The organism is Psychrobacter sp. 1Y4 (assembly GCF_051847555.1).
Genome location: NZ_JBPYDE010000004.1, coordinates 160276 through 183372 on the forward strand (window position 1 = coordinate 160276; position 23097 = coordinate 183372).

Below are 23097 nucleotides of genomic sequence, written 5' to 3' on the forward strand. Positions count from 1 at the left end.
TGGCTCATGCATGAGTCGACATACAACAAGGCTTGCACTATGTTAAATACTTCAAACTTGACGACGATAGTATCTGTCTACAAGCTTTGCAAACGTACTGCACTATCTGCAATGACGCTAATAGCATTTTTGCCTTTGGCAGAGGCTGCAGATAGTAATCGTCACAACAAGAGCCCAGCTAAAGACAACCCCAGTACAATTAACTATTGCTATGATAATGAAGTAAAACCAAATGCCCGCTTACAGTATCAGCTGTCTGAGCCGCAAACTATTGATTGTATGCTGACCGAGCTTGCTTCATACCAACAAAACCCTCTAACCGCACGCCAGCAATACTTTGCTTATAAAGCCCAAGCTTGGCTAAACTACGCTTCTTATGAGAACAGTATAAAAAGCCACTCATCTGCTGGCAGACAAGCATTAGAAGCTGCCGCTACTATTTTACAAAAGCTACAAAGTAATGCCGATGAGGAGCTACGTTTAACAACTGATATTCCATCGACATCTGCTTTGATGAGGCCTGATCTGTGGGCAATAATAAGTGCCTTGAAAGGTAGCGCTTCAACAAACAGTGATAACAAAATCATTGCTCCACGTGAGTTAGCATTTAGTGAAGTCGCTCTCATTTGGGCAGCAGCTGATCAATGTGCGCATGGTAGACGTGAGTCTGGTACGCATTTTCGGATGGCTGAGCGTTGGTTAGAGCAGGCACGTGAAGCCTACGTTAACGCTCATGATTCAAAGACCAACGTAGCACTTGAGAACTCAATCGTCGATTACTATAAGCAATACGTACCATTAGATCCGCAAGATGATATTTGTCGTGGTCAATCATTGTCTTTGACCTCCCATACATCAAACATTAATGACGTTAAAAACTCGTCTTTAACTCAGTCTATAACACTAAATATGACTATGCCAACTGCCAAATATAGTATTGGTCATAACACCATAAAACATCTCATCAACTAAGTTATGGCTCTATAGAGATCTGTAAAACAAAAAAAGCCGACATTATGTCGGCTTTTCAATATCAGTTGTTTCGTTATTTATTCATAGTAAACGGTATTATCTATGATGAAATAAAGCTTAAATGAGTACAACCGAGTCTTAACGGTTTTTACGAGGAAGCTTCTCTGGTAAATAGCAACGTAGATAAGCAATAGACGCTGTGGTAGCTTCTTGTAGATAGTTATCTGTGATTCGTTCATGACGACGATAAGACAAAGTAAATACACCATTGATAATACTGTAAGTTACTAATAGTATATCTTGTATGTCTTCAAACTTTGGCATCTCATAGCGTTCTGATAGACGCTTATACACTAGCTCAACAATTTGATGATCCATGTCTTCACCAAAACCATCACCTTCAAAATCTGGTGTATTGGTATCATAGATCAATTTGGCTTTGGTCTGGTCATCATGGAAGATACTTACGCAGCGCTGGATAAGAGCCGTTAGATAACCCTGCCATCTATCATAATCTACGGTCTCAACCGTGGTTAGTATTTCTAAAATCTCGATTGCATTCAAAAAGCGTAATGCTAAAAATATCGCTTCAATGTTTGGAAAAAAATGATAAGCAGAGGCTCGCGGAATACCCGCTTCTTCACACACATCAGCCAAGCTAATATCATTAATAGAGCGAGTCTCACTCAGTTTTTTTGCGCCCATCAGCAGTTTTTGACGGCGTACTCGACCTTGCTGGCTTGTAAACTTGAACTTGTTTGGTACCAACTTCTTAGCCAATTCTGAATCGACCAATATGTCTTCTATTTTGTCGTCTTTATGATCACTCATTATGAACCTCTTGTTATTACGCCCTATTATTTATAGATATGATCTTCATCGAATAACACTAACATTAAACCAGCATACTAATGTCAATTTAATAGTAAGTATTGTTGCTACTAAATTCGATGAGGGAGCATCATAAACACTTGCACATTATCAAACAAGGGGCGTGAATAGATTAGATGATAATGTACCTATTGATAATTTGGCTCGTTATGTTGTACGGTTAATTGTGAAGTCTTATCTTTGCTCGAACAATACCATGGTCAGTGACTCTATCATCATAATCCCACTTTAAGTGATCATTAAAATAATCCACACGTTCTACATGGCCTAGCGAAAACTTACTGTCAGGCAAAAACTCTTCTGAAACAAATAATTGGTCGATAACTTCTGGCATGCCCTGATGAATATGTGTATATGCCACGTCTTTCATCCAACCATAACGAGCCTGAATACGCGCCGCATCGAACAAGGCTGTGTCACGCATACTTTTGTCATAGTTCACCTCTCCTGTCTCAGACATTAACTGCGTAGTCACACTACCAGTGACATCGTTCATATCACCTAACAATATCAACGGTTCACGGGTATGCTGTAATCGCTGAATGATAGACATACGTATCGATGCAGCTTCTGCCGCTCGCATACATAAACTGCGTAACTTAGCGCGCACACGAATATTAGGATCATCCATATCTTCTAACAAATCACCAGACTCATCTCTTAAAAAGTATGCACGTTTACTTTTAAGGTGGGCCGTGATGATTGTCATTGGCTGACCATGCACATCAACCCGTAATAACAGTGGTGGGCGATTAAATTGACGATAAGCTCCAACATCAGGAATATCAATGACAGCTTCGGACACTATATCTGTCAATAGTGTGCTCTCTAACTGAGCAAAACGGCTAATAAAACCAACAGCTGGCGTCTTTTGTGCGCCTTGACCGTAGGTATGTTTACTAGAGCTATCGTTACTAGCAAGTGGAATGATCGCATGTTCTGCTTTAAATCCCAGTGATACTGCCAACGCTTCCAACGCCTCACTGTCCCATACTTCTTGTACTGCGATAATATCTGCATGAGCCTTGGTGAGTAATTCAGTTATTCCTTGCAATTTATCTTGATAGGTCTTTTGATTGTAAGCTGGCGCATTCTCATAATAAATTCGATTTGGATTGGCAAAATTGAGTAAATTAGCAGTCGCTATATAAAATTGCCTTTGTTCATTTTTACCTGTATGACGATCCATAGATTACCTATTTTTATTTTTATATGGCTTTAAATGACTGTTTTAAATATTGTGTTTCGATCCATTATTGCTCAATATTCATTGATACTAAATAAAAGCAAACAAAAAAGCCTCCAAAGTTACCTTTGGAAGCTTCAACATAGCACAAATTACATTAGTTGGGTATATTCGTTATACTGCATATACATTTGTTCCCTTGTGACTCACAAACCAGCAATATTTTATACACAATAATTACCACCCTTTACTTTTAAGTAGTAATAATGTATACAACTTAAACTATTTGTAAACCTACGCTGTTAGACGACATGTAACTTACTAACAGTAATTACTAGCTAACACGGTTCCATGCATCACGTGATGCAAGGCGGGCATCATCCCATGCCAAACGTGAATCACCTTTCACCTCTTCCCAAGAACGTCTTAGGTCGTGCTCATGATCTTCAAAACGTGCATCAGCAGGATAACGTGCTCTGTTGGCATAACCTACTGCATAAGCTGGGTGTAAGTCACGCTCAAAATCATGGCCTTGCTGATAATAGCTAGTATTGGCATGTTCTGCACGCCAGTAAGCTTCTTCGCGAGTTGGATCTATCGCTTCTGCTGCTGCATGTCCTGCGCCGCCACCAACAACTGCACCGATAGCACCACCGATTAAGGTACCAAGTGGTCCTGCCATTGTACCAATTGCTGCTCCTGCAGCTGCGCCACCAACACCACCGACACCTGTACCTACCGGATGAGATCCTGGCTTGCCAGTAATAGGATCTGCATTAAGATCTTTCTTTGTCTCTTTAGACATATTTTTTACTTCAGTCCGATCAATGTTGTCTCGATCATTAGTAACTACTTTTCTGTCGACCACTTCAGGATCGGCCGTTCTACGGGCATTGTCAGCAATGATACGCTCTTTATCAGAGATTCCTAAATCATCATCAGTGACAATGTGCCCATCTGTACTAACTAACTGGTCACTAATATGAGTAGAGGGATGTGAGTTGGGATCTTCTATGATAGAACCATCGGTACTAACTAATGGGTCACCAGCAAAAGTTTTATTATTTTGATCGTCATTTATGTGTTCATCTTCTAAAATCACACGGTCGCTACGATTTATATTTTTATTACTCATAATTTTATCCTTAAATTGGTTATTATTTATAAATTTAGATTGATAAGCCAAACTTCTAATTGGCTACTATTCTTGGTTAACCACAATTAAAGTATAAAAATCATCAACACTTGTCGATAGAACGTTTATGTAAAATATGTCGATGTCATGATGACCTTAGGTTACAGGATGTATAGTTGTTAGTCAGCCATATAAACCTTATATTAAGAATGTTAAACAAAGGCATCTTATATTTGTATATCTCTCAAACTTCCATTAGCGCTTTAGCAATCACTTGTTGCCATTTATCAATGTGCTGCGCTCGTCTATCAGAAGGCATTTGAGGCTCAAAAATCTGGTCGACTTTCCACGACTCCTTAATTGTTTGATCGTCATATAAACCATTCTTTAGACCAGCCAATAATGCTGCTCCTTTAGCGGTAATTTCAGTGTCTTTAGGTCGTAAAACAGGGACATTGAGTAAATCTGCTTGAAACTGCATAAGTAAATCATTGTTTGCCGCACCACCATCGACTCTTAGCTCCGTTAATGAATGCGGACTGTCTTTTTGCATAGCAATCAGCACATCATAAGTTTGAAAGGCAATTGCTTCGAGTGCGGCACGAGCGATATGTGCTTTAGTAGTACCGCGGCTCATACCGCTAATGCTAGCATGTATATCCGAGCGCCAATAAGGGGTGCCAAGCCCAGTGAAGGCTGGAAGCAATACGACATCTTCGCTGCTGTCTACCTGCCGCGCTAAATCTTCAACATCGCAGCTTTGTTTGATCATGCCAAGATTATCACGTAGCCACTGGACGATAGCGCCTGCCATAAAGACGCTACCTTCTAGCGCGTAAGTAACTTCGCGACCAAAGAAAGAAGCGGGCGCTTGTATCATACGTTTACCAGACTGCACAATGTCACTGATAGATAGGTTATCTACACGATTAATAGGAGCTTTACGCTGCCAAGCTATCGTAGTCAGTAGTTGGTGCTCACTAAGTTTGGGTATCTGACCAATATTCATCAGCATAAAACACCCAGTACCGTAAGTATTTTTGGCCATGCCAGGCTTAAGACAACCTTGTCCGAATAACGCTGCTTGCTGATCTCCTAGCACGGCATGAATAGGAATTTGTTTGGCAAACAAGCCTTTTTTGGTCTTGCCAAACTCACCATCTGATGGCAGTACTTTCGGTAATATATTCATTGGAATATCAAAGCGCGCGCACAGATCTTCTGACCATGCCAGCTTATGAATATCATATAATAGTGTACGTGAAGCATTGGTGATATCGATAACATGCTCGCCACCAGTCAGCTGATAAATTAGCCAGCTGTCGATGGTACCTACCGCTAACTGACCGCTGGCAGCGCGCGCTTTAATCTTGGGATTATGTTCAAGCAGCCAAGCAATCTTACTGGCACTAAAGTAGGCATCTAAGCGCAGGCCTGTAATCTGTTGAATGTGCATCGCTACATCATCAACACTATCTCTGGCCAAGTTTTTACAGTAGCTTGTCGTACGCCTATCTTGCCAAATAATCGCTGGCGCTAGCGGTGTACCTGTTTGTTTGTCCCAAACGACAATAGATTCACGCTGGTTGGTAATAGCAATACTAGTGACATCAGTTGCCAGTAACCCCGCTTGATTAATGACATCGTGCGCACAGCTAATTTGAGTTTGCCAGATTTGCCGCGCATCTTGCTCTACATAGCCAGCTTTTGGCGTGTGTAACGTAGTGGGCTGCTGGGCAATCTCGATAGGACGCGCACGATCATCATACAAAATCGCGCGGCTCGATGTTGTTCCTTGATCCAATGCCACTATATATCCTGCCATTTTTTACTCCTCAACTTTATCAAGCAATATCTTTGGCTCTACTTACCCGATGTTTTTAAGACCAACCGTATTAAAGCCAGTTATATAGTTGTCTGTTTTTATGATAGTCCCTAAAATAAAGCATACACCATCATTCTACAAAATTTATAGCGGTATAGTATTATAATGCCCCTATCTCTTGATGCATATTATATAAAACCTCAACACTGAATGAACGATAAGTAAGTAATAAGCATTGACCTGTTACAGTTGTATCTCTACAGTATACGCCTTGCTACCTGTATTAAAGCTTCTACTATAGGTGACAGTGGGTTCAATTGTTTTTTACTTAAGTATTCTGTATCGCAATACCTTATTATACGACGACCATTTGCTTCTTGATTGACGGTTTATATTTCATGAAATCTGCCATCTTATCTCTGCCATGTACGATTGCAACTATTATGCTAGTAGGAGTATCAACTCACAGCACAGCGAACGACCATACTGTAAGTACAGATGATGGCCAAAAACTTGTTTCAATGAATAAAACTCATCCTAAACCAGTTCACTCGGTTTTACTGCAGCCATCAAGTAGCCCTACTTTAGACACTCTCATTGACCCTATTACTCATAAAGAAGTCGCTAACAGCTATCCATTAGATGTATCTAGCTTTTTAAGTCTTGAGCAAGCACAAGAAATCTTATTACAAGTTTCACCCAAACTTGCTGCCAATCAAGCTGCCATTGTAGCCAATGAATATCAAACCGATGCTCTTAAAACAATAGACAATCCTTTTGTATTCGCGCAGTTATCGGCCAATGCCTACAATGTACAAGAAGATATTGACTTATCAACGCTCAAAAACGGTGTAAATAATGCTGGTGCTAATACTGGTGACGTTATTCCTCCGATGCCACCTGTACCAGATTTGCCAAACTTTGGTGAGATGATTGGTGATCGTATCCCTGACTCCTACGACTTTAAGCGCTCAGGCTCTACAGCAGGGGCAGGTCTTGGTTTTGCTTGGCCTGTTTATACTGCTGGACGCACTTCAGCACTCACTGGTGCATCAGATGCGCGCACTCAAGAGGCAGTGGCAGACAGCGTACTTGATAAAAATGCGCTTTATAACACGTTGATTGAGCGTTACTTCAAGGCGCAACTGGCGATTATTGCCGCTTACTTGCGTGAAGACGCTTATGACACGCTGCAACAGACCGACTATATGGCGAAGCGACTTTATGAAGAGGGTTTTATCTCACGTGTTGATAGATTGGAGGCGCAATCAGCATTGGCAGATGCAAAAAGTGAATCAGTGAATGCCAATAATGACGCACGTCTGGCGATGATAGCCTTACAACGTCTGTTGCGAACAGACTACCGTATCAAACCAACCACCCCACTATTTGTATCCAGCCGCTCTTTACCAGATGTCAGTTACTTTCAGAACTTGGCACTAAATCATCATCCAGGTTTACAAAAAGTCGCTGCAAAGCGCATGCAAGCCGAGCAACTACGTAAGTTATCTGATACAGGTTATAAACCAACTGTGATGCTGTATGGCTATGGACAGGTTGAAAGAGATCCTAGCTGGATTGCAGGTGTGTCAGCCAGTTGGAAGCTGTGGGGCGGACTCGATAAAGCAGCGTCGCTAGCATCCAATGATGCTAAGATACGGCAAGCAAATTTGTCCGAAATTGAAGTCAGTGACAACCTATTGTTGTTAGTCGAAAAAAACTGGAACGATGTGAACAATGCTCAATCGCGCTACCAGGCTCTTCAAAGCAATGTCGACTTAGCCGCAGAGGTATTACGCTTGCGTCGCCTTGGTCTGCAAGAAGGTGTGAATACTACTATCGAAGTCGTACAAGCACAAACGCAAGCTCTTAAAGCCCGTACTGAACAAGCGCAGGCTGCAAACGACTATGTACAAGGGCTTGCAGCTCTCATGCAAAGCTGCGGTACACCGCTTGCCTTTAACGATTATCTGAAGGTGGCTGATATTCGATTGCCAACTTTATATACTAAACAGTGATTTATGACTAAAAGTAATAAGCTACGTCGATAGGCCTTTGTACTCATGACTGTAGATAATCTCATAACCATTCCATCACCAATCCTATTGTGAACCAATTTTTTATGAAAGAAATGACTTCTAAATCGACCAGTAGTTGGCTGCAGATTTTACTACAGACATGGCGTACCGCGAACAATTCTAATGTTTGGGCACATTGTGCAAACGTAGGATTTTTTGGTTTTTTATCGATTTTTCCAGTAATGGCTGTGTTTGTGCTAGTTTATGGACTCGCGTTTTCACCGACTGAGATTCAAGAGCAGATTTTAATTTTGCGTCCATTTATACCTGACACAGTATATGAAGTCCTCAACTCGCGTTTAAGCGAATTGGTCTCTAGCACCACATCTACATTAACTTTCAGTCTTATTGTATCGACTTTGCTCGCCCTCTATGCTGGCTCTAAAGGTATCAAGTCATTGATTATTCTTATCAATCTTGCCTTCCATATCACGCAAGAACGCAGCTTTATACAAGGTACGATTCGAGCCATCAGTTTGACCTTTGGAGCAGTGGTGATTTTAATTATAGCGATCTCTTCTATCGCTATAATTCCTTTAGGAGCGGCTTATTTTCCCTTCCCTCAAGTAGCCAAGACGATTGCGCTTTGGAGCAGATGGCCGATATTGGCAGGTATCATATTTTTAAGCTTTCTAAGTCTTTATCGTCTAGCGCCAAACCGTGATGCTGTAGCATTAAAGAAACTGGTACCAGGCGCAGTTCTTGCAACCGTTCTCTGGATTGTATTGTCTGTGCTGTTCTCGATTTATGTGCAAAACTTTAATAATTATAGTGCCGAGTTTGGAGCGTTGTCAGCAGCTGTGGTCATTATGCTGTGGCTTTATTATTCCGCATTTGTTGTCGCCTTTGGTGCTATTTTTAATTCTAAAGCCATAAGAAACGACAAACCTTGTACTATTCGAGTGTATTAGAGCACCCCTAGTAATAAACCCCTTTATCCTCAACTTAGTTGCTTTAGGAATATCACCATCATGACTAAACTTCCAAACGAATCAGACGACTCAAGCAAGCCAACTGATTCTGATGAGTCGGCGCTGGCTGCTGAGCCTATAGAGGATATGTCAGATGCAAAACAAGAACAGGCTACGCCCAATTATCATCACAATAAGCCTAAAGCAAATGACTCGGCCATGATAAAAAAAGTGCTGCTTGCTATGGTGTTGCTCATCATCATTGGCGTCATTGCTTATGGCTTGTACAAAAGTACTGGGCAGAGCAAGCCGCAAGTCATGACACTACAAGGACAAATGCAAATGCAGCAAACGTCCATCGCAGCGAAAGTACCAGGGCGTATTGCGCAGATTATGGTCACTGAGGGCGATAGAGTAACACTGGGTCAGCAGCTGATTGAGATGGACTCTCCCGAAATCAACGCAAAGATTGCTCAAGCTCGTGCCGGTAAAGATATGGCACAAAGCCAGTTAGACAAGGCAGAAAACGGCGCGCGCCCGCAAGAGATCGCGCAAGCAAAAGCCGCTTGGCAAGCCAATAAAGCCGCTTCTGATTTGGCACAGAATACCTACCAACGTGTCAATCGCCTTTATGAAGAAGGACTTATGGCAAGGCAGAAGCGCGATGAAGCCTATGCACAGTATCTGGCTACGCAAGACCAAACTGAAGCGGCGCGTTTGCAGTATGACTTGGCATTAGAAGGCGCGCGCAGCGAAGATAAGTCTGCTGCCACCGCACAAGTCGCGCAAGTCGACGCTCAGCTAGATGAAGCGCTGGTCGCAAAAGAAGAAGCCAACCTCAAAAGCCCGATTGCTGGTATTGTGGATGATGTCATCGTCAGCGCAGGTGAAGTCATTGGACAAGGTGTACCAATACTGACCTTAGTCAATACAGACGAGCAGTGGGTCGTGTTAAACGTTACCGAAAATTATTTAAACCAATTCGCCATTGGACAGCATTTTACGGGTACTATCCCAGCGCTATCGTCTACAGATAAGCCTTTTACTAAAGAGTTTACAGTTTATGCGACTTCAACACTGTCTGATTTCGCTACTTGGCGACCAACCAACAATAATGACGGCTTTGATGTACGCACTTTTGAAATCAAGGCAAGACCTTCAAACCCAGACAGCCGGATTCGCTCTGGTATGAGTGTTATTGTCCAGATTGATCCGGCCGCTGTTATTCAGGCTCAAGAGTAAAGCATGCGTCTGTTAAAAGCATTCATACGTAGTGCTGCGTACGAGCGGCGGTTTTTAGCCAAAAACCCATGGGATTTGGCAATGGTAGTCTGGATACCATTAGCGACGGTATTGCTGGTTTGGTGGATATTTTCGCAAACCCAAATCAAAGATTTGCCTATTGGTGTGGTTGATCAAGATAACGGCCCTATTGCCAATACGCTGGTGCGCTATTTAGAAGCCAGTCCTGAGCTAAGCATCTATCAACAGTACCACTCGCCAGCCGATGTCGAAGCGGCTATATTGCAACTGGATGTTTATGCGGTCGTCGTCATACCTGAGAACTTTTCACGCAATATCTCATCTAGTAAACCAGCACCAGTCATTCTGCAAGTGAATGCTCAGTATGGTACGCATTCAGGCATCATTCAGACCAGTGTACAAGCAGTCGTCGGTACTTTATCAGCAGGCGTTGAGATACAGCGTATGGTCAAGCAAGGGATGGCACCTTCGCAGGCAGCAATCAACTACTCTCCTATCGCCATTCAGCGTACCAGTCTATTTAATACCATCAATAATTATCAGCAGTTTTTGGCATCGACGGTGATTCCTGCACTATTACATATTTTAGTAATGGTGATTGGCGCAACGACAATTGGCCGCGAGCTGCGCGATAAGCAGCTTGGACATTGGTCTCGCTTTATTGATACAGGTACGCCTGATTTACCTTATTTAAAGTCAACCAGCGATAGCAACCAATATAACGAACACAGTAAATCTGTGACAGATACTCAACACGAGCTAAGTAGTGTACCAAATATTAAACCTACTAAACCTATAGCTGACGTCAGAAAATCAAGCTTAGCTGTATTATTTGCAGGATTATTAGGTAAGTATTTTTGGCCCATACTGGCCTATAGCATCTGGTCTGCATTGGCATTATGGCTTGCCACACCGCAACAAGGTGTAGCCATAGAGTCCTTGATAGTCACTTATATCAGTCTAGTATTACTAATGATGTTGTCATTTTGGCTTGGTGCCGTGTTTACGCTCGGCTCGTTTTCATTACGTATGGGATTATCTGCGACGGGATTCATCTCCGTACCTTCCTATGCGTTCGCAGGCGTGACCTATCCTTATATCGCCATTACCGACAGCGCCAAATATTGGGCGGATGCACTACCATTGACGCATTATCTACAGCTGCACATTGCGCAGCTACAAATGCAAGCTCCGGTTGCGGTATCACTGCCCATTGTCTACGGCCTACTTTTAGCAACCATCATTGCGCTGATATTGATGGTTTTTTTGACCAAACGTGCCTTGTCGCATCCTGAGCGCTGGGGAGCCCGCTAATGTCAAAGCCATCTAAAACCAATGCTATAAAAACACCAATCTCCTTAAAGAAACCATCAGTGCCACAGTCATTTTGGACAAACTTTACCCAAACGTTTAAAGACGTGTTTACCGATAAAGGCGTGCTCTTAATGTTGGTTATAGCGCCTATTATTTATGGTTTTTTTTATCCATGGCCCTATTCATCTGAGGTAGTCAATCATGTGCCGGTCGGTATTGTTGATTATGATAACAGCGACTTATCGCGTACCATTGTGCGTTATAGTAGTGCCAGTCCGCAACTAAACACCAAACGCTTCCTTAATGAGCAAGCAGCCAAAGAAGCCATTTGGACAGACCAGATTGCAGGCTACATGATTATCCCAAGCGGACTTGAGCAGCAAGTGTTATCAGGCAAAGCCGCCAGCGTCAGCGTACTCGGTAATGGTGGTTACTTTTTATTAAATAAAAACGTGCAGATGGGATTCTTACAGGCGGTCAGTACAGTATCTGCAGGTATAGAAGTCAAAAAAAACGTCGCTCAAGGGGCTTATGCGCCTACTGCTGCGCAAAACACTCAAGCCGTACCATTACAGATTATGCCTTTGTATAATCAAACTGAGGGTTATGGTGCTTATGTGGTACCAGCAGTGTCTATTATTATTTTACAACAGACTTTATTGATAGCCACGGCAATGCTGATTAGTACTTGGTACGAGCAGCGTCGTCATAGTACCAGTATTCGCGGCTGGCTCGGCCGGATTGCAGCCATGAGTATACTTAGCTTTACAGTTGGCTGCTTTTATTATGGCTGGACCTTTGAGCTGCATCATTATCCGCGCGGACAAAACATGCTTGGTAGTTTGCTATTTCTGATGATTTTTTGTCCGACAGTAGCGACGCTTGGTTGTGTGTTTGGCTTGTGGTTTCGCTTGCGTGAACGCAGTATGCAAATCTTGATTTTCAGCTCACTGCCGATGTTTTTTATGAGTGGTTATCCTTGGCCTGCTAACCAGTTGCCAGAAATACTACAAATTTTACGTTGGCTAATACCTACTACCCCTGCGATCAATACTTCAGTACAGCTAAATCAGATGGGCGCCAGTCTCTCGCAAGTCGCTATAGGGTTTTATGCCTTGTTTGGTTTATGGCTGTTTTACTTTATCTTGCTTCTATTTATGCGTAAGCGCACACAATCAAAACAATCTACTTTTAAATGCCCTTGACCCAAAAGTATTTAATGAAGCAATACTCATTTAGAAAAACAAAGTTAAAAACACTTTGCCAAAAAAAACACTTGTTACATCAATAACAAGCGCTTTTTTATGTCTTTTCTCAAAATCTAAAACACTCGGTTGAGTCCATTTAACGCCGCTACCCGATAAGCTTCTGCCATCGTTGGATAGTTAAACGTCGTATTGACGAAATACTCAAGGGTATTATTACACTTCATCACGGCCTGTCCGATATGGATGATCTCTGACGCATGATTGCCGTAACAATGGATACCCAAGATTTCAAGCGTTTCACGATGAAACAATATCTTTAATACACCAGAGCGCTCGCCGATAATCTGCGCACGCGCCAAATGTTTAAAAAACGCCTGGCCCACTTCATAAGGAACCTTTTCGTCTGTCAGCTCTTGCTCAGTTTTACCGATACTCGAGATTTCAGGAATGGTATAGATACCAGTCGGTACACTTGATACTGGTTCGGCATCTCTATCACCGACCATAAAGGCAGCAGCGCAGCGTCCTTGGTCATAAGCTGCAGAAGCAAGAGATGGCCAGCCTATAACGTCTCCAGCTGCATAAATGTTTTTAACCCCTGTACAGTAAGTATCATCTACTTTGAGCTGTCCACGGCTATTAGCCTCTAAACCTATGGCTTCTAAATTTAAGCCCTCAGTATTACCTGAGCGCCCATTTGACCATAAAATTGCATCAGACTTGATTTTTTTACCACTTTTGAGATGTAAAATCACACAATCGTCGTGAGTCTCAAGATGGTCGATCTCTTCATTACTACGAATAAGGACACCGAACTGTCTAAAGTCATGCGCGATGGCATCACTGATTTCACTATCAAGGTAGCTTAGTAGCTGATTTTGGTTATTGATTAAGTCAACTTTGTAGCCAAGACCGGTGAAGATGGAAGCATATTCACAGCCGATGACACCTGCACCATAAATGATGATTTTTTTGACCACATAATCCATTTGCAAAATTTTATCAGAATCAAAAACGCGCGGATGATCAAAATCTAAAATCTCAGGACGATAAGGTCTGCTGCCAACCGTGATAATCGCCTTATTAAAAGTAAAGGTTTCAAAGATATTTTCGTCAGTTTCAACACGCAAGGTATTGGCATCTACAAAACTTGCCCAGCCATGAATGACTTCAATACGGTTACGCTCATAAAAGCGTGTATGAGTACTCACTTGGCTACGTATCACGCGACGAGCATTGGCCAGCACCTTGTTTAGTGGCACTTGCTCATATTCAAGCGCTTTGGTAAACATAGGATCACGGCGAAAATTGATCAGATTAAATACGGATTGACGCAGCGCTTTACTAGGAATCGTACCGACGTGAGTAGAGTTACCACCAACCTGATCGCGTGGATCAATGACCGCTACCTTTTTACCAGACTTAGCCAGCTTCATCGCTGCAGCCTCACCAGCAGGACCTGCGCCTAGCACAACTGCATCGTATTCAAAATTATGCTGATCGCTTTTTATACGCTGCGAATCTTTAGTAAAGCCTGATTTGATATCGATACGCGTATCATCTAACGGATTGACCAAATCGGGATGATGCATAACATCTTCTGTGACTTGTTCGTGGGTTTGCTCGATTTGTTCTTGTTTATTTTTTTCTTTGGTCTGCTCAGGAGATGTAGCAGGTGCAGCGCCGCTGTCTTTGTTTGATACTTCAGTCTTTGTATCACGACCAGTATCGTTAGTTGCATCATCTTTGCGTTTGCTTCCCATGATAACCTCTTTAATTATTTATTTACTGACTTGTCTGTCAATCTACTCATACTGTTATGAAGCCATCTATACGTGAATCAATACATTCATGCGTTAATAGCCAGTATTATGGCGTGCCCACCATACGTTGTGACAAAATATTTTGCAATGTCCAATGCCCATTTAGGCTCTGACGCCCCTCATCAACCTGCGGACGCGCACTAATCACATACTCTGTACCAAGACTTGGCGTAAAGTCATCAATCCAATCATAGGGGATTTGAAATACCGAACCATCTTTATTGGACTTGGCTAGCAGACACTGCATCGGTAATGCTGAGGCACAGGCCACGCGGTTTGGCATAATGGTTAACGTTTGCGCGTCACCTAAGACGATAGTAGGTATATAGCGCGGCTCGGGTACAGGCTTGCGCGCAAAAGGTGACGTTTGACAAGCACTAAGTAACGTGACACTGCATAGCAGGCCTAACAAAAACAAGGGCGATGTTTTAGGTTGATGGGATAGACTCATAACACTCTCTATGTGGTGATAAATGTATAGCGATACTTATATAAAATGTAGTATATAGTGATAATAATGGTCGACTATAAACACATGTATCAGATTAACCAATGCGACGTTTTAGGCCCGTCATTTGCAAAATGCGAGTGGCAATCTCTTCAACAGACATCTCGGAGACATCAAGGCTTTGAATACCTTGTGAAGTGTAGATACCTTGTATAGCGCGCTGCTCTTGCTGACACTGCTGATAGCTAGAATAGCGACTACCTGCGCGGCGTTCTTGGCGGATTTTTACTAGACGATCCGTATCAATCAACAAACCAAACAGCTTGTCTTTATGCTCGCGCAATGCTTTTGGTAGCTGATTGTCGTATAGATCATCTTCAGTCAATGGGTAGTTAGCGGCGCGAATACCAAACTGTAAAGCCAAATACAGTGAGGTTGGCGTTTTACCTGAACGTGATACGCCAATTAATATGATATCTGCCATATTGTAATGACGCGTACGTGCTCCATCATCATTATCCAAAGCAAAATGTACCGCATCGATACGCTCTTTATAAGTCTCAGAGTCGACGTTATCGTGAGCATGACCAGAATGAGCATCTGGCTCTATACCAGTTTCTTCCGCGATACGGCCGATCAAACCTTCGTACATATCTAAATTACAGCTATGAGCAGAATTAATCTTTTCGCGAATTTCTGGACTGACAATAGTATCAAATACTAACGGCAATAATCCATCGCGTTGATAAGCGATGTTGATTTGCTCAACTGCGTTTTCAGCACGTTCGATACTATCGACATAGGGCAATACTCGAGTTTCGAATGGCACTGAGGCAAATTGACTCAATATAGAACGGCCCAACGTTTCGGCTGTAATGGCGGTACCATCAGAGATAAAGAACGCGCTTCTTATCGCCTGTGAATTGTCCAAACCTAAAGCATGACGGTTTTGAATAGTCGTTTTATCTTGCTCAGACAGACTGTTTGAATACATAACTTGAAAACCTTAGTGTAAACCTCAATAGTAAGCTTTAATCGACTCATGATATTTAGTGTGTCAATTTTTAAAACTGAATCGCTATGTGGCAAATATATGGTGAATGGTAATAACGTATATATAAATAGGCAACTTATTTAGTACACTGATAGTTGTGTCTCTAATGAATTTACTAGCTGCCATTAGGGTCTTATACGCTTGTTACTTTATGTCCTACATTATACTCATAATAGACACTTAATAGGAATCAAAGTTAGCACAACTATAAAATCTAAATGACAGACATTTAATACAATCCTTTATGTGGATTTGAGCACATTAAACGTTGCAGATGACAGAAATACATATCATTTACGAAAATATTTATCTTAAGTTGGCTGCTTTATATTCGGATAAGTGAGACAATAGTTCGATTATTTACTCACAAATTATTGCTAGACTCTATAATTTGTATCTTTTTCATAAGTTTTTCGGTCTAACCCCTCGAAATTGTCCAAATATAGCGGTATAATTCACCGTTATAATCTTTACTAAATAACCTTATTTTCTGGAGTTATCATGGCAGCGCAATCTACAGCACTTGTGATCAATCTTGATCAGTTAGGAAAAAACGACATTGATATGGTCGGTGGTAAGAATGCCTCGCTTGGCGAGATGATCAGTCATCTGTCCGATCTGGGCGTTAGCGTCCCAGGCGGTTTTGCTACAACTTCAAATGCTTTCAATCGTTTTCTGACTGAAACAGGTTTGCTTGATAAAATCAATAGTGAACTTAAAGCGCTCGATGTAGACGATGTAAATAAGCTAACTGCCACAGGTAAAAAAATCCGTAATTGGATTATCGAACAAGAATTGCCAGAAGATCTTGAAAAAGAGGTTCGCCAATCATTTGAAGAGATGAGCGATGGTAAAGACATTGCTGTGGCGGTACGTTCTTCTGCAACTGCTGAAGATTTGCCAGACGCGTCATTTGCCGGTCAGCAAGAGACTTTCTTGAACATTCGTGGTATTGATAACGTGCTACTCGCTATTAAAGAGGTATTTGCTTCTTTATACAACGACCGTGCCATCTCTTATCGTGTACACAAAGGTTTTGAGCACGAAGGCGTTGCCCTCTCTGCTGCTGTACAACGTATGGTACGCTCAGAAACAGGCGCAGCTGGCGTTATGTTTACGTTAGATACAGAAAGTGGTTTTGATCAAGTAGTGTTTATCACATCGAGCTATGGCTTGGGTGAGATGGTCGTTCAAGGTGCTGTTAACCCTGATGAGTTTTATTTATCAAAACGCCTACTCACGGATGGTAAACCTGCAATTATTCGCCGTAACCTTGGTAGCAAGCACAAGAAAATGATTTACGGTGATGAAGGTAGCACAACCAAATCTGTCAAAACAGTCGATGTCGAAAAGCAAGAACGTATGCAGTTCTCGTTATCTACTGAAGAGCTGACTGATCTTGCCAAACAAGCCATGACTATCGAAAAGCATTATGGTCAAGCGATGGATATTGAGTGGGCAAAAGATGGCGATACTAATGAGATATTTATCGTACAAGCTCGTCCTGAAACGGTAAAAAGTCGTCAAGACAGTACTGTTATGGAGCGCTATGTCATTGATACAGCTGGTGCTAAAGTATTGTGTGAAGGTCGCTCAATCGGTCAACGTATTGGCGCTGGTAAAATACGTATCGTGAGCAATCTAAACGAGATGGACAAAGTCCAAGACGGTGATGTTTTAGTATCAGACATGACAGACCCAGATTGGGAACCAGTCATGAAGCGTGCTTCAGCTATCATTACTAACCGCGGTGGCCGTACTTGTCACGCTGCTATTATTGCGCGTGAGCTTGGTGTCCCAGCCATCGTTGGCTGTGGTAACGCTACTGAATTACTGGTCGACGGTCAAGACGTGACTGTCTCTTGTGCTGAAGGTGACACAGGCTTTATTTATGAGAGTCAAATTGATTTTGAAATCCAGACCAACTCTATTGAATCTATGCCAGAACTTGCATTTAAAGTCATGATGAACGTGGGTAACCCAGACCGTGCTTTCTCATTTACCCAAATGCCAAACGAAGGTATCGGCCTTGCACGTCTTGAATTTATCATCAACCGTATGATCGGCGTGCATCCAAAAGCACTGCTTAACATGAATAGCTTGCCACGTGAGATATCACAAGCGATCAATGAGCGTATTGCAGGCTATGCATCACCTGTTGATTTTTATGTCGATAAATTGGTCGAAGGTATCTCAACGCTCGCTGTTGCCTTCGTGGATCAACCCGTTATCGTTCGTATGTCAGATTTCAAATCAAACGAATATGCTAACTTGCTTGGTGGTAAATTATATGAGCCATCAGAAGAAAACCCAATGTTGGGCTTCCGCGGCGCCAGTCGTTACGTGTCTGACAACTTCCGTGACTGCTTTGAGCTTGAGTGTAAAGCACTAAAACGCGTACGTGATGAGATGGGTTTGACTAACGTCGAGATTATGATTCCTTTCGTACGTACCGTTGGTGAAGCAGCAGAAGTCATCGAGTTGCTTGAGAAAAATGGTTTAAAACGTGGCGAAAATGGTCTACGCGTTATTATGATGTGTGAGCTACCTACCAACGCCTTACTAGCAGAAGAATTCCTAGAGCACTTTGATGGTTTCTCAATCGGTTCAAACGACTTGACTCAGTTAACGCTTGGTCTTGATCGTGACTCAGGTATCGTCTCACATTTGTTTGATGAGCGTGATCCTGCAGTTAAGAAACTATTGTCTATGGCGATTGAAGCTTGCCGTAAAGCGGATAAATACATCGGTATCTGTGGTCAAGGTCCATCAGATCATCCAGACCTTGCGTTTTGGCTCATGGAGCAAGGTATCAGCTCTGTATCACTAAACCCTGATTCAGTCCTTGACACTTGGTTCTTTTTAGCGGGTGAAGAAGCACAATAAACTGCAGTATTCAGTCACCGCAGTAATTCACACAGTCATTAAAGTTACTTTGATTAGGGTCTATTTGATTTTTTCGAATAGACCCTAATATAATGATTTAAGATATGACTAATTATGTAGGCAACTATGCAGATTTTCCTTGCTCGAGACAACGTACAAGCAGGTCCATATACATTGGATCAGTTAAATATTATGCTGACATCTGGTGAAGTAGTATTGGATGATTTGGTATGGCATGAAGGTTTAGATAAATGGCAACGTATTGGTGACTTAACAGGTAACCAATATTCTTATCGTCCTGCTGATATCTCTTCTCCTTCTAACGACTCTATTGTCAACAATGTGACAGTCTTTCCAGAAGACAATGCTAGTAACCCCCAAAGTAGTAAATCGGTATCGCTAGATAGATTATATGGTAAGCCTGAACGCTCAAAAGATACCGCCAAAAACACAAAAGCGGATATGACAACCAACCGTCATCACACGCCTCATAGTAACGTGTCACTAAATAAGTCAACTGTCAATAAGACTGGGTCTCAAAAAGATAAAGTTATTGGTAATGTCGTCTTGGCACCTATCATGTCACGAGTATTAGCCACTGCGCTTAATGGCCTATTGTATGTATTAGCGATTTTTCCGCTGGTACTGGCATTAACCAAAATGGACATAGACTATTCAAAGTTTCAAGATATTCAAAACATGGACGCTGCATACCAGTACTCAATGACACTCATGGAGAGCTTACCTAGCTCTACTTTAATGATGTCACAAGTGATGGTGTTTGGACTGTTTGCGCTACAACTGGTATTTATTACATTACGTGGACAGTCGCTTGGTAAGCTTATCACTGGCATTCGTGTTGTCGATCAAACCACACATCGTATACCCTCTTTTCTTAAGCTTATCGGTATGCGAACCTTGCTACTCTTTATTATCTACAACCTATTATTTTCATTTACAAGTTTCTTAGGATTTGTCGTCATTGCTGTTCACTACTTTATAGCATCTAAAAGCCCTGAAAATATAGGGTGGCATGATAAGATTGCTAAAACTTTGGTAGTTAAAGCTGATAGTAGCCAATTGGCTAAGCAACCTGTAGTAAAATAAATATATTTAGCCACTTAAAACTATATAGACTCACTAAAAGCAGCGCTTAGTCGTTGCTTTTTTATTTATCGGCAGACAACAGTATTAACCTTTGTGTTAAGACTCGACTACTGCTATAATACGGCGCTTTATATCCTAAGCTTATTTTCAACTTTTCTTTAATGATTTGTTTGAGAGGCAGCTTACCTTATAAATCTCCTTGCTATTAACATAGGGTTAATAGCTACTAATCCGTAAGGAGTCCAAATGAGACATTACGAGCTGGTGTTAATCGTACACCCAGACCAAAGCGACCAAGTGGTCGGCATGGTTGAACGCTATATTAAGTTGGTTCAAGACAACGGTGGTGTTATTCATCGTTTAGAAGATTGGGGCCGTCGTCAACTGGCTTACCCAATCAACAAGATTCACAAAGCTCATTACGTTCTTTTCAATATCGAAACTGACGGTGAGACTTTGGCTGAGCTTGAAGAGTTATTCCGTTATAACGACGCGATCATTCGTAGCCTAGTTATGCGCCGTGACGATGCTATCACTGAAGAGTCACAGTTAGCTAAAAATGCCGATGAAAAACGTGCACGTAAAGCAACTACTCGTCGTCCAGACAGTCGTGAAAACGACGACAACGACAACAGTGAAGACTAATTAAAGGAGAATACTTATGGCACGTTTCTATCGCCGTCGCAAATTCTGCCGTTTCACTGCTGAAGGCATCACTCACATTGACTATAAAGATGTTGAGTTGCTAAAACAGTATATCAGTGACAATGGCAAGATTGTACCTAGCCGTATTACCGGTACATCTACTAAATATCAGCGTCAACTAGCCACTGCTATCAAGCAGGCTCGCTATTTATCGCTACTTCCGTATACTGACAACCATCAGTAATTTAACCGTTAACTAGGAATGACTCATGCAAATTATTTTGTTACAGCGTATCGTCAACCTTGGTAAACTCGGTGAAACTGTCGATGTAAAACCAGGTTACGGACGTAACTTTCTTATCCCTCAGGGCAAAGCACTACCTGCTACTAAAGCTAACATTGAAAAGTTCGAAGCACGTCGTGCTGAGCTTGAAGCTGAAGAAGCAAAAGAGATCGCTGTTGCTCAAGAGCGTGCTGATGCACTAACTGACGTTAATGTGATCATGCGTGCAAAATCTGGTGACGAAGGCAAGCTATTCGGCTCTATCGGTACTCGCGATATCGCCGAAGCATTGACTAACTCAGGTCTAGAAGTTGACCGTGCTGAAATCAAGCTGCCTGAAGGCACTCTGCGTCAAGTTGGCGAATATAATGTTGATATTCAGCTACATCATGACGTTACTGCTAGCATTTTAGTAACCATTCTTTCTGAAGATGGTGATGAAGAAAACATTGCAGTAGAAGATGATGAGACACAAGACGAGAGCGAAGATTACTCTGAAGAGTAAGTTTTAGAATATCTCGTTTAGATCAAAAAGAGCCAGTGACTTTAAGTTGCTGGCTCTTTTTTGTTTAGGAGACGCGGGTTCAACTCCCGCCATCTCCATCATAACGAACAATCTTTAGCAGTTTGGTTCTTATCGTAGTATGGTATAACTTATATCTTATAAATCATTACTCTAAATAGATCTAAGCACTGAGACGTTCATATGACATATTATTCAAAGCCAAATTATTCAAAGCACTTACACGATTGGCTTAAACGTGGCCGCAATTGGCATATCGAATATGACGACTATCTGTCCAATCATATTACCCATAATTGGATTGCGCTTGATGCTGCAGGTGTCAGTCAAAATAAAATGCAATGGTGGCAAGACGTATATATTAACAATGTCATAGATAAAGGTGCTACAAGTACGGCAAAAGGGTCTGAAATGCTTGTGCCGCCGCGCCAAAATGCGCTTGACTACACAGCGATAACGGATGTCAATTGGCTATACAATATACAGTCTACGCGTATCGCATTTGAAGCCTATCGTGACTTTTTTGATAAGAAAATAGCAAAGCTTGGGTTAAATACTTGCTTAAAACGCTACTACCCTGCGTTATCAGAGGGTATGGCAGGAGCGGCAATGCATCCAGTAATACATACAGGTTGGGCGGTCGATGTTGAGTCCGATAATATGGCAGCGGAAGGACTGGCCTATATGGCAACTGCCTTCCAGCCCTTAGCGACGGGCGCACATCATAGCTTGTATCAGTTATGGTCACCTGATGCGCCGCACCCTATTGACATGCTTGAGCAAATTTTAGCTGACGATAGCCTATCTCAATTAACCAAAAGAGCTGTTCAGCTGAGTCAAACTGAAGATTATAAGCAATTGAATAGAGGCGGCTTCCAGCAGCGTTTAATTACCTTCGATAACCCTAATGAGCCAATGGCACAGTTTCTTAATGATAAGGTTGTACTAAAGCTACCTGAGACTGGCAATAATTTGACTAACTCTATCGAAGCGCTAACCGTGATGGCAGCAAGCATAGTGTACGGTAGTGATAATGAATTTTTTATCATTCATGGATTAACCAGTTTGCACAGCGTTTTATGCGTACTACCCCATCTCAACGAGTTAGCACAGCGCGATGCATTGGGTTATTGGTTTCGCGCCTTGGTGGCAACGTTCATCATTCAAGACCGTCCTAACCATAAAAACACGCTAGCTATTATTAAAAGGTGGCAAGCAGATAAAAATACATCTAACAACCATCAATTAAGTGATGATGACAAAGCTTGGTGGCTACAGACCTTGCAAGCGACGACCGACAGCCTTGATGAGCATGTACCTAAGACCGTTTATGTGCTAAAGCGCTGGGCTGAATGGCAAGCGTTTTCAAAGGCATCACATGATATATTCGCTACAACCGCGCTTAATATTGCCACGCCTCATAAAGATGGTAAGTTACATGAGAATTTATGGTTTAGCAATTCATCTTCTTGAATTAATAGGAAAATAGACAGCCTCTCTTTATTTATCGTAAAAACGCCCCATATAATAGTTCTATGAACGAAC

Annotated in this window: 19 protein-coding genes; 12 read left to right on the plus strand and 7 right to left on the minus strand. The window is 42.0% G+C overall.

The window, feature by feature from the left end:
- Nucleotides 1-39: 39 nt before the first annotated feature.
- Nucleotides 40-972, plus strand: a complete 933-nt coding sequence (locus ACS8FC_RS04725; RefSeq protein ID WP_439296006.1) for a hypothetical protein — start codon at nt 40-42, stop codon at nt 970-972.
- A 138-nt stretch (nt 973-1110) separates the two neighbouring features.
- Here ACS8FC_RS04725 and ACS8FC_RS04730 read toward each other — a convergent pair whose 3' ends face one another.
- The 4 genes from ACS8FC_RS04730 to glpK form a co-directional block, all read right to left on the minus strand.
- Entirely contained in the window at nt 1111-1803 is a 693-nt protein-coding gene (locus tag ACS8FC_RS04730) for a TetR/AcrR family transcriptional regulator (protein ID WP_299216147.1), read from the minus strand.
- A 220-nt stretch (nt 1804-2023) separates the two neighbouring features.
- Nucleotides 2024-3052: an endonuclease/exonuclease/phosphatase family protein gene (locus tag ACS8FC_RS04735; RefSeq protein WP_439296007.1), complete on the minus strand. Its 1029-nt coding sequence runs from the start codon at nt 3050-3052 to the stop codon at nt 2024-2026.
- 331 nt (nt 3053-3383) lie between these two features.
- On the minus strand, nt 3384-3854 hold the full coding sequence (locus ACS8FC_RS04740; RefSeq protein WP_299217962.1) for a hypothetical protein: 471 nt from the start codon (nt 3852-3854) through the stop codon (nt 3384-3386).
- 574 nt (nt 3855-4428) lie between these two features.
- On the minus strand, nt 4429-6009 hold the full coding sequence (gene glpK / locus ACS8FC_RS04745) for a glycerol kinase GlpK (protein WP_439260720.1): 1581 nt from the start codon (nt 6007-6009) through the stop codon (nt 4429-4431).
- Nucleotides 6010-6407: 398 nt separating this feature from the next.
- Between glpK and ACS8FC_RS04750 the strand changes: the two genes are divergently transcribed.
- The 5 genes from ACS8FC_RS04750 to ACS8FC_RS04770 all read left to right on the plus strand — a co-directional run bounded on the left by ACS8FC_RS04750 (nt 6408) and on the right by ACS8FC_RS04770 (nt 12780).
- Complete coding sequence (locus ACS8FC_RS04750; protein WP_439296008.1) at nt 6408-8027, plus strand: TolC family protein; 1620 nt, start codon at nt 6408-6410, stop codon at nt 8025-8027.
- Between the two features lie 104 nt (nt 8028-8131).
- Nucleotides 8132-8998 carry a YihY/virulence factor BrkB family protein gene (locus tag ACS8FC_RS04755; RefSeq protein WP_439296009.1) on the plus strand — a complete coding sequence of 289 codons (867 nt, stop codon included), beginning with the start codon at nt 8132-8134 and terminating at the stop codon, nt 8996-8998.
- Between the two features lie 60 nt (nt 8999-9058).
- Nucleotides 9059-10240 (plus strand): HlyD family secretion protein, encoded by a 1182-nt coding sequence (locus tag ACS8FC_RS04760; protein ID WP_439296010.1) that lies wholly within the window; start codon nt 9059-9061, stop codon nt 10238-10240.
- Between the two features lie 3 nt (nt 10241-10243).
- Entirely contained in the window at nt 10244-11575 is a 1332-nt protein-coding gene (locus ACS8FC_RS04765) for an ABC transporter permease (protein ID WP_439296011.1), read from the plus strand.
- Nucleotides 11575-12780, plus strand: coding sequence for an ABC transporter permease (locus ACS8FC_RS04770; RefSeq protein ID WP_439296012.1), 1206 nt, complete (start codon nt 11575-11577; stop codon nt 12778-12780). The genes ACS8FC_RS04765 and ACS8FC_RS04770 overlap by 1 nt, the downstream gene beginning before the upstream one ends.
- Before the next feature lie 116 nt (nt 12781-12896).
- Here the strand turns inward: ACS8FC_RS04770 and sthA are convergent, their stop codons facing one another.
- The 3 genes from sthA to ppsR form a co-directional block, all read right to left on the minus strand.
- A complete protein-coding gene (sthA, locus tag ACS8FC_RS04775; protein WP_439296013.1) occupies nt 12897-14546 on the minus strand; it encodes a Si-specific NAD(P)(+) transhydrogenase in 1650 nt (549 codons plus the stop codon).
- 106 nt (nt 14547-14652) lie between these two features.
- Nucleotides 14653-15057, minus strand: coding sequence for a DUF4377 domain-containing protein (locus ACS8FC_RS04780; RefSeq protein WP_439296014.1), 405 nt, complete (start codon nt 15055-15057; stop codon nt 14653-14655).
- Nucleotides 15058-15151: 94 nt separating this feature from the next.
- Nucleotides 15152-16048, minus strand: coding sequence for a posphoenolpyruvate synthetase regulatory kinase/phosphorylase PpsR (gene ppsR / locus ACS8FC_RS04785; protein ID WP_420884168.1), 897 nt, complete (start codon nt 16046-16048; stop codon nt 15152-15154).
- A gap of 561 nt (nt 16049-16609) precedes the next feature.
- On the opposite strand from ppsR, the gene ppsA reads away from it, so the two are divergent.
- From ppsA to ACS8FC_RS04815, 6 genes are all read left to right on the plus strand, one after another.
- Nucleotides 16610-18994 (plus strand): phosphoenolpyruvate synthase, encoded by a 2385-nt coding sequence (gene ppsA, locus ACS8FC_RS04790; protein ID WP_439296015.1) that lies wholly within the window; start codon nt 16610-16612, stop codon nt 18992-18994.
- 126 nt (nt 18995-19120) lie between these two features.
- On the plus strand, nt 19121-20101 hold the full coding sequence (locus ACS8FC_RS04795) for an RDD family protein (protein WP_439260711.1): 981 nt from the start codon (nt 19121-19123) through the stop codon (nt 20099-20101).
- 246 nt (nt 20102-20347) lie between these two features.
- Nucleotides 20348-20746, plus strand: coding sequence for a 30S ribosomal protein S6 (gene rpsF / locus ACS8FC_RS04800; protein WP_439260710.1), 399 nt, complete (start codon nt 20348-20350; stop codon nt 20744-20746).
- 16 nt (nt 20747-20762) lie between these two features.
- Nucleotides 20763-20990, plus strand: coding sequence for a 30S ribosomal protein S18 (rpsR, locus tag ACS8FC_RS04805; protein WP_058368567.1), 228 nt, complete (start codon nt 20763-20765; stop codon nt 20988-20990).
- A gap of 25 nt (nt 20991-21015) precedes the next feature.
- Nucleotides 21016-21534 carry a 50S ribosomal protein L9 gene (gene rplI, locus ACS8FC_RS04810; RefSeq protein WP_439260709.1) on the plus strand — a complete coding sequence of 173 codons (519 nt, stop codon included), beginning with the start codon at nt 21016-21018 and terminating at the stop codon, nt 21532-21534.
- 201 nt (nt 21535-21735) lie between these two features.
- Nucleotides 21736-23025 (plus strand): questin oxidase family protein, encoded by a 1290-nt coding sequence (locus ACS8FC_RS04815; RefSeq protein WP_439296016.1) that lies wholly within the window; start codon nt 21736-21738, stop codon nt 23023-23025.
- Nucleotides 23026-23097: the final 72 nt, after the last annotated feature.

What these genes read in the sequence shown, in the direction of transcription:
- ACS8FC_RS04725 (WP_439296006.1), top strand. Translation starts at nt 40, where the DNA reads ATGTTAAATACTTCAAACTTGACGACGATAGTATCTGTCTACAAGCTT.
- ACS8FC_RS04730 (WP_299216147.1), bottom strand. Translation starts at nt 1,803, where the DNA reads ATGAGTGATCATAAAGACGACAAAATAGAAGACATATTGGTCGATTCA.
- ACS8FC_RS04735 (WP_439296007.1), bottom strand. Translation starts at nt 3,052, where the DNA reads ATGGATCGTCATACAGGTAAAAATGAACAAAGGCAATTTTATATAGCG.
- ACS8FC_RS04740 (WP_299217962.1), bottom strand. Translation starts at nt 3,854, where the DNA reads ATGTCTAAAGAGACAAAGAAAGATCTTAATGCAGATCCTATTACTGGC.
- glpK (WP_439260720.1), bottom strand. Translation starts at nt 6,009, where the DNA reads ATGGCAGGATATATAGTGGCATTGGATCAAGGAACAACATCGAGCCGC.
- ACS8FC_RS04750 (WP_439296008.1), top strand. Translation starts at nt 6,408, where the DNA reads ATGAAATCTGCCATCTTATCTCTGCCATGTACGATTGCAACTATTATG.
- ACS8FC_RS04755 (WP_439296009.1), top strand. Translation starts at nt 8,132, where the DNA reads ATGAAAGAAATGACTTCTAAATCGACCAGTAGTTGGCTGCAGATTTTA.
- ACS8FC_RS04760 (WP_439296010.1), top strand. Translation starts at nt 9,059, where the DNA reads ATGACTAAACTTCCAAACGAATCAGACGACTCAAGCAAGCCAACTGAT.
- ACS8FC_RS04765 (WP_439296011.1), top strand. Translation starts at nt 10,244, where the DNA reads ATGCGTCTGTTAAAAGCATTCATACGTAGTGCTGCGTACGAGCGGCGG.
- ACS8FC_RS04770 (WP_439296012.1), top strand. Translation starts at nt 11,575, where the DNA reads ATGTCAAAGCCATCTAAAACCAATGCTATAAAAACACCAATCTCCTTA.
- sthA (WP_439296013.1), bottom strand. Translation starts at nt 14,546, where the DNA reads ATGGGAAGCAAACGCAAAGATGATGCAACTAACGATACTGGTCGTGAT.
- ACS8FC_RS04780 (WP_439296014.1), bottom strand. Translation starts at nt 15,057, where the DNA reads ATGAGTCTATCCCATCAACCTAAAACATCGCCCTTGTTTTTGTTAGGC.
- ppsR (WP_420884168.1), bottom strand. Translation starts at nt 16,048, where the DNA reads ATGTATTCAAACAGTCTGTCTGAGCAAGATAAAACGACTATTCAAAAC.
- ppsA (WP_439296015.1), top strand. Translation starts at nt 16,610, where the DNA reads ATGGCAGCGCAATCTACAGCACTTGTGATCAATCTTGATCAGTTAGGA.
- ACS8FC_RS04795 (WP_439260711.1), top strand. Translation starts at nt 19,121, where the DNA reads ATGCAGATTTTCCTTGCTCGAGACAACGTACAAGCAGGTCCATATACA.
- rpsF (WP_439260710.1), top strand. Translation starts at nt 20,348, where the DNA reads ATGAGACATTACGAGCTGGTGTTAATCGTACACCCAGACCAAAGCGAC.
- rpsR (WP_058368567.1), top strand. Translation starts at nt 20,763, where the DNA reads ATGGCACGTTTCTATCGCCGTCGCAAATTCTGCCGTTTCACTGCTGAA.
- rplI (WP_439260709.1), top strand. Translation starts at nt 21,016, where the DNA reads ATGCAAATTATTTTGTTACAGCGTATCGTCAACCTTGGTAAACTCGGT.
- ACS8FC_RS04815 (WP_439296016.1), top strand. Translation starts at nt 21,736, where the DNA reads ATGACATATTATTCAAAGCCAAATTATTCAAAGCACTTACACGATTGG.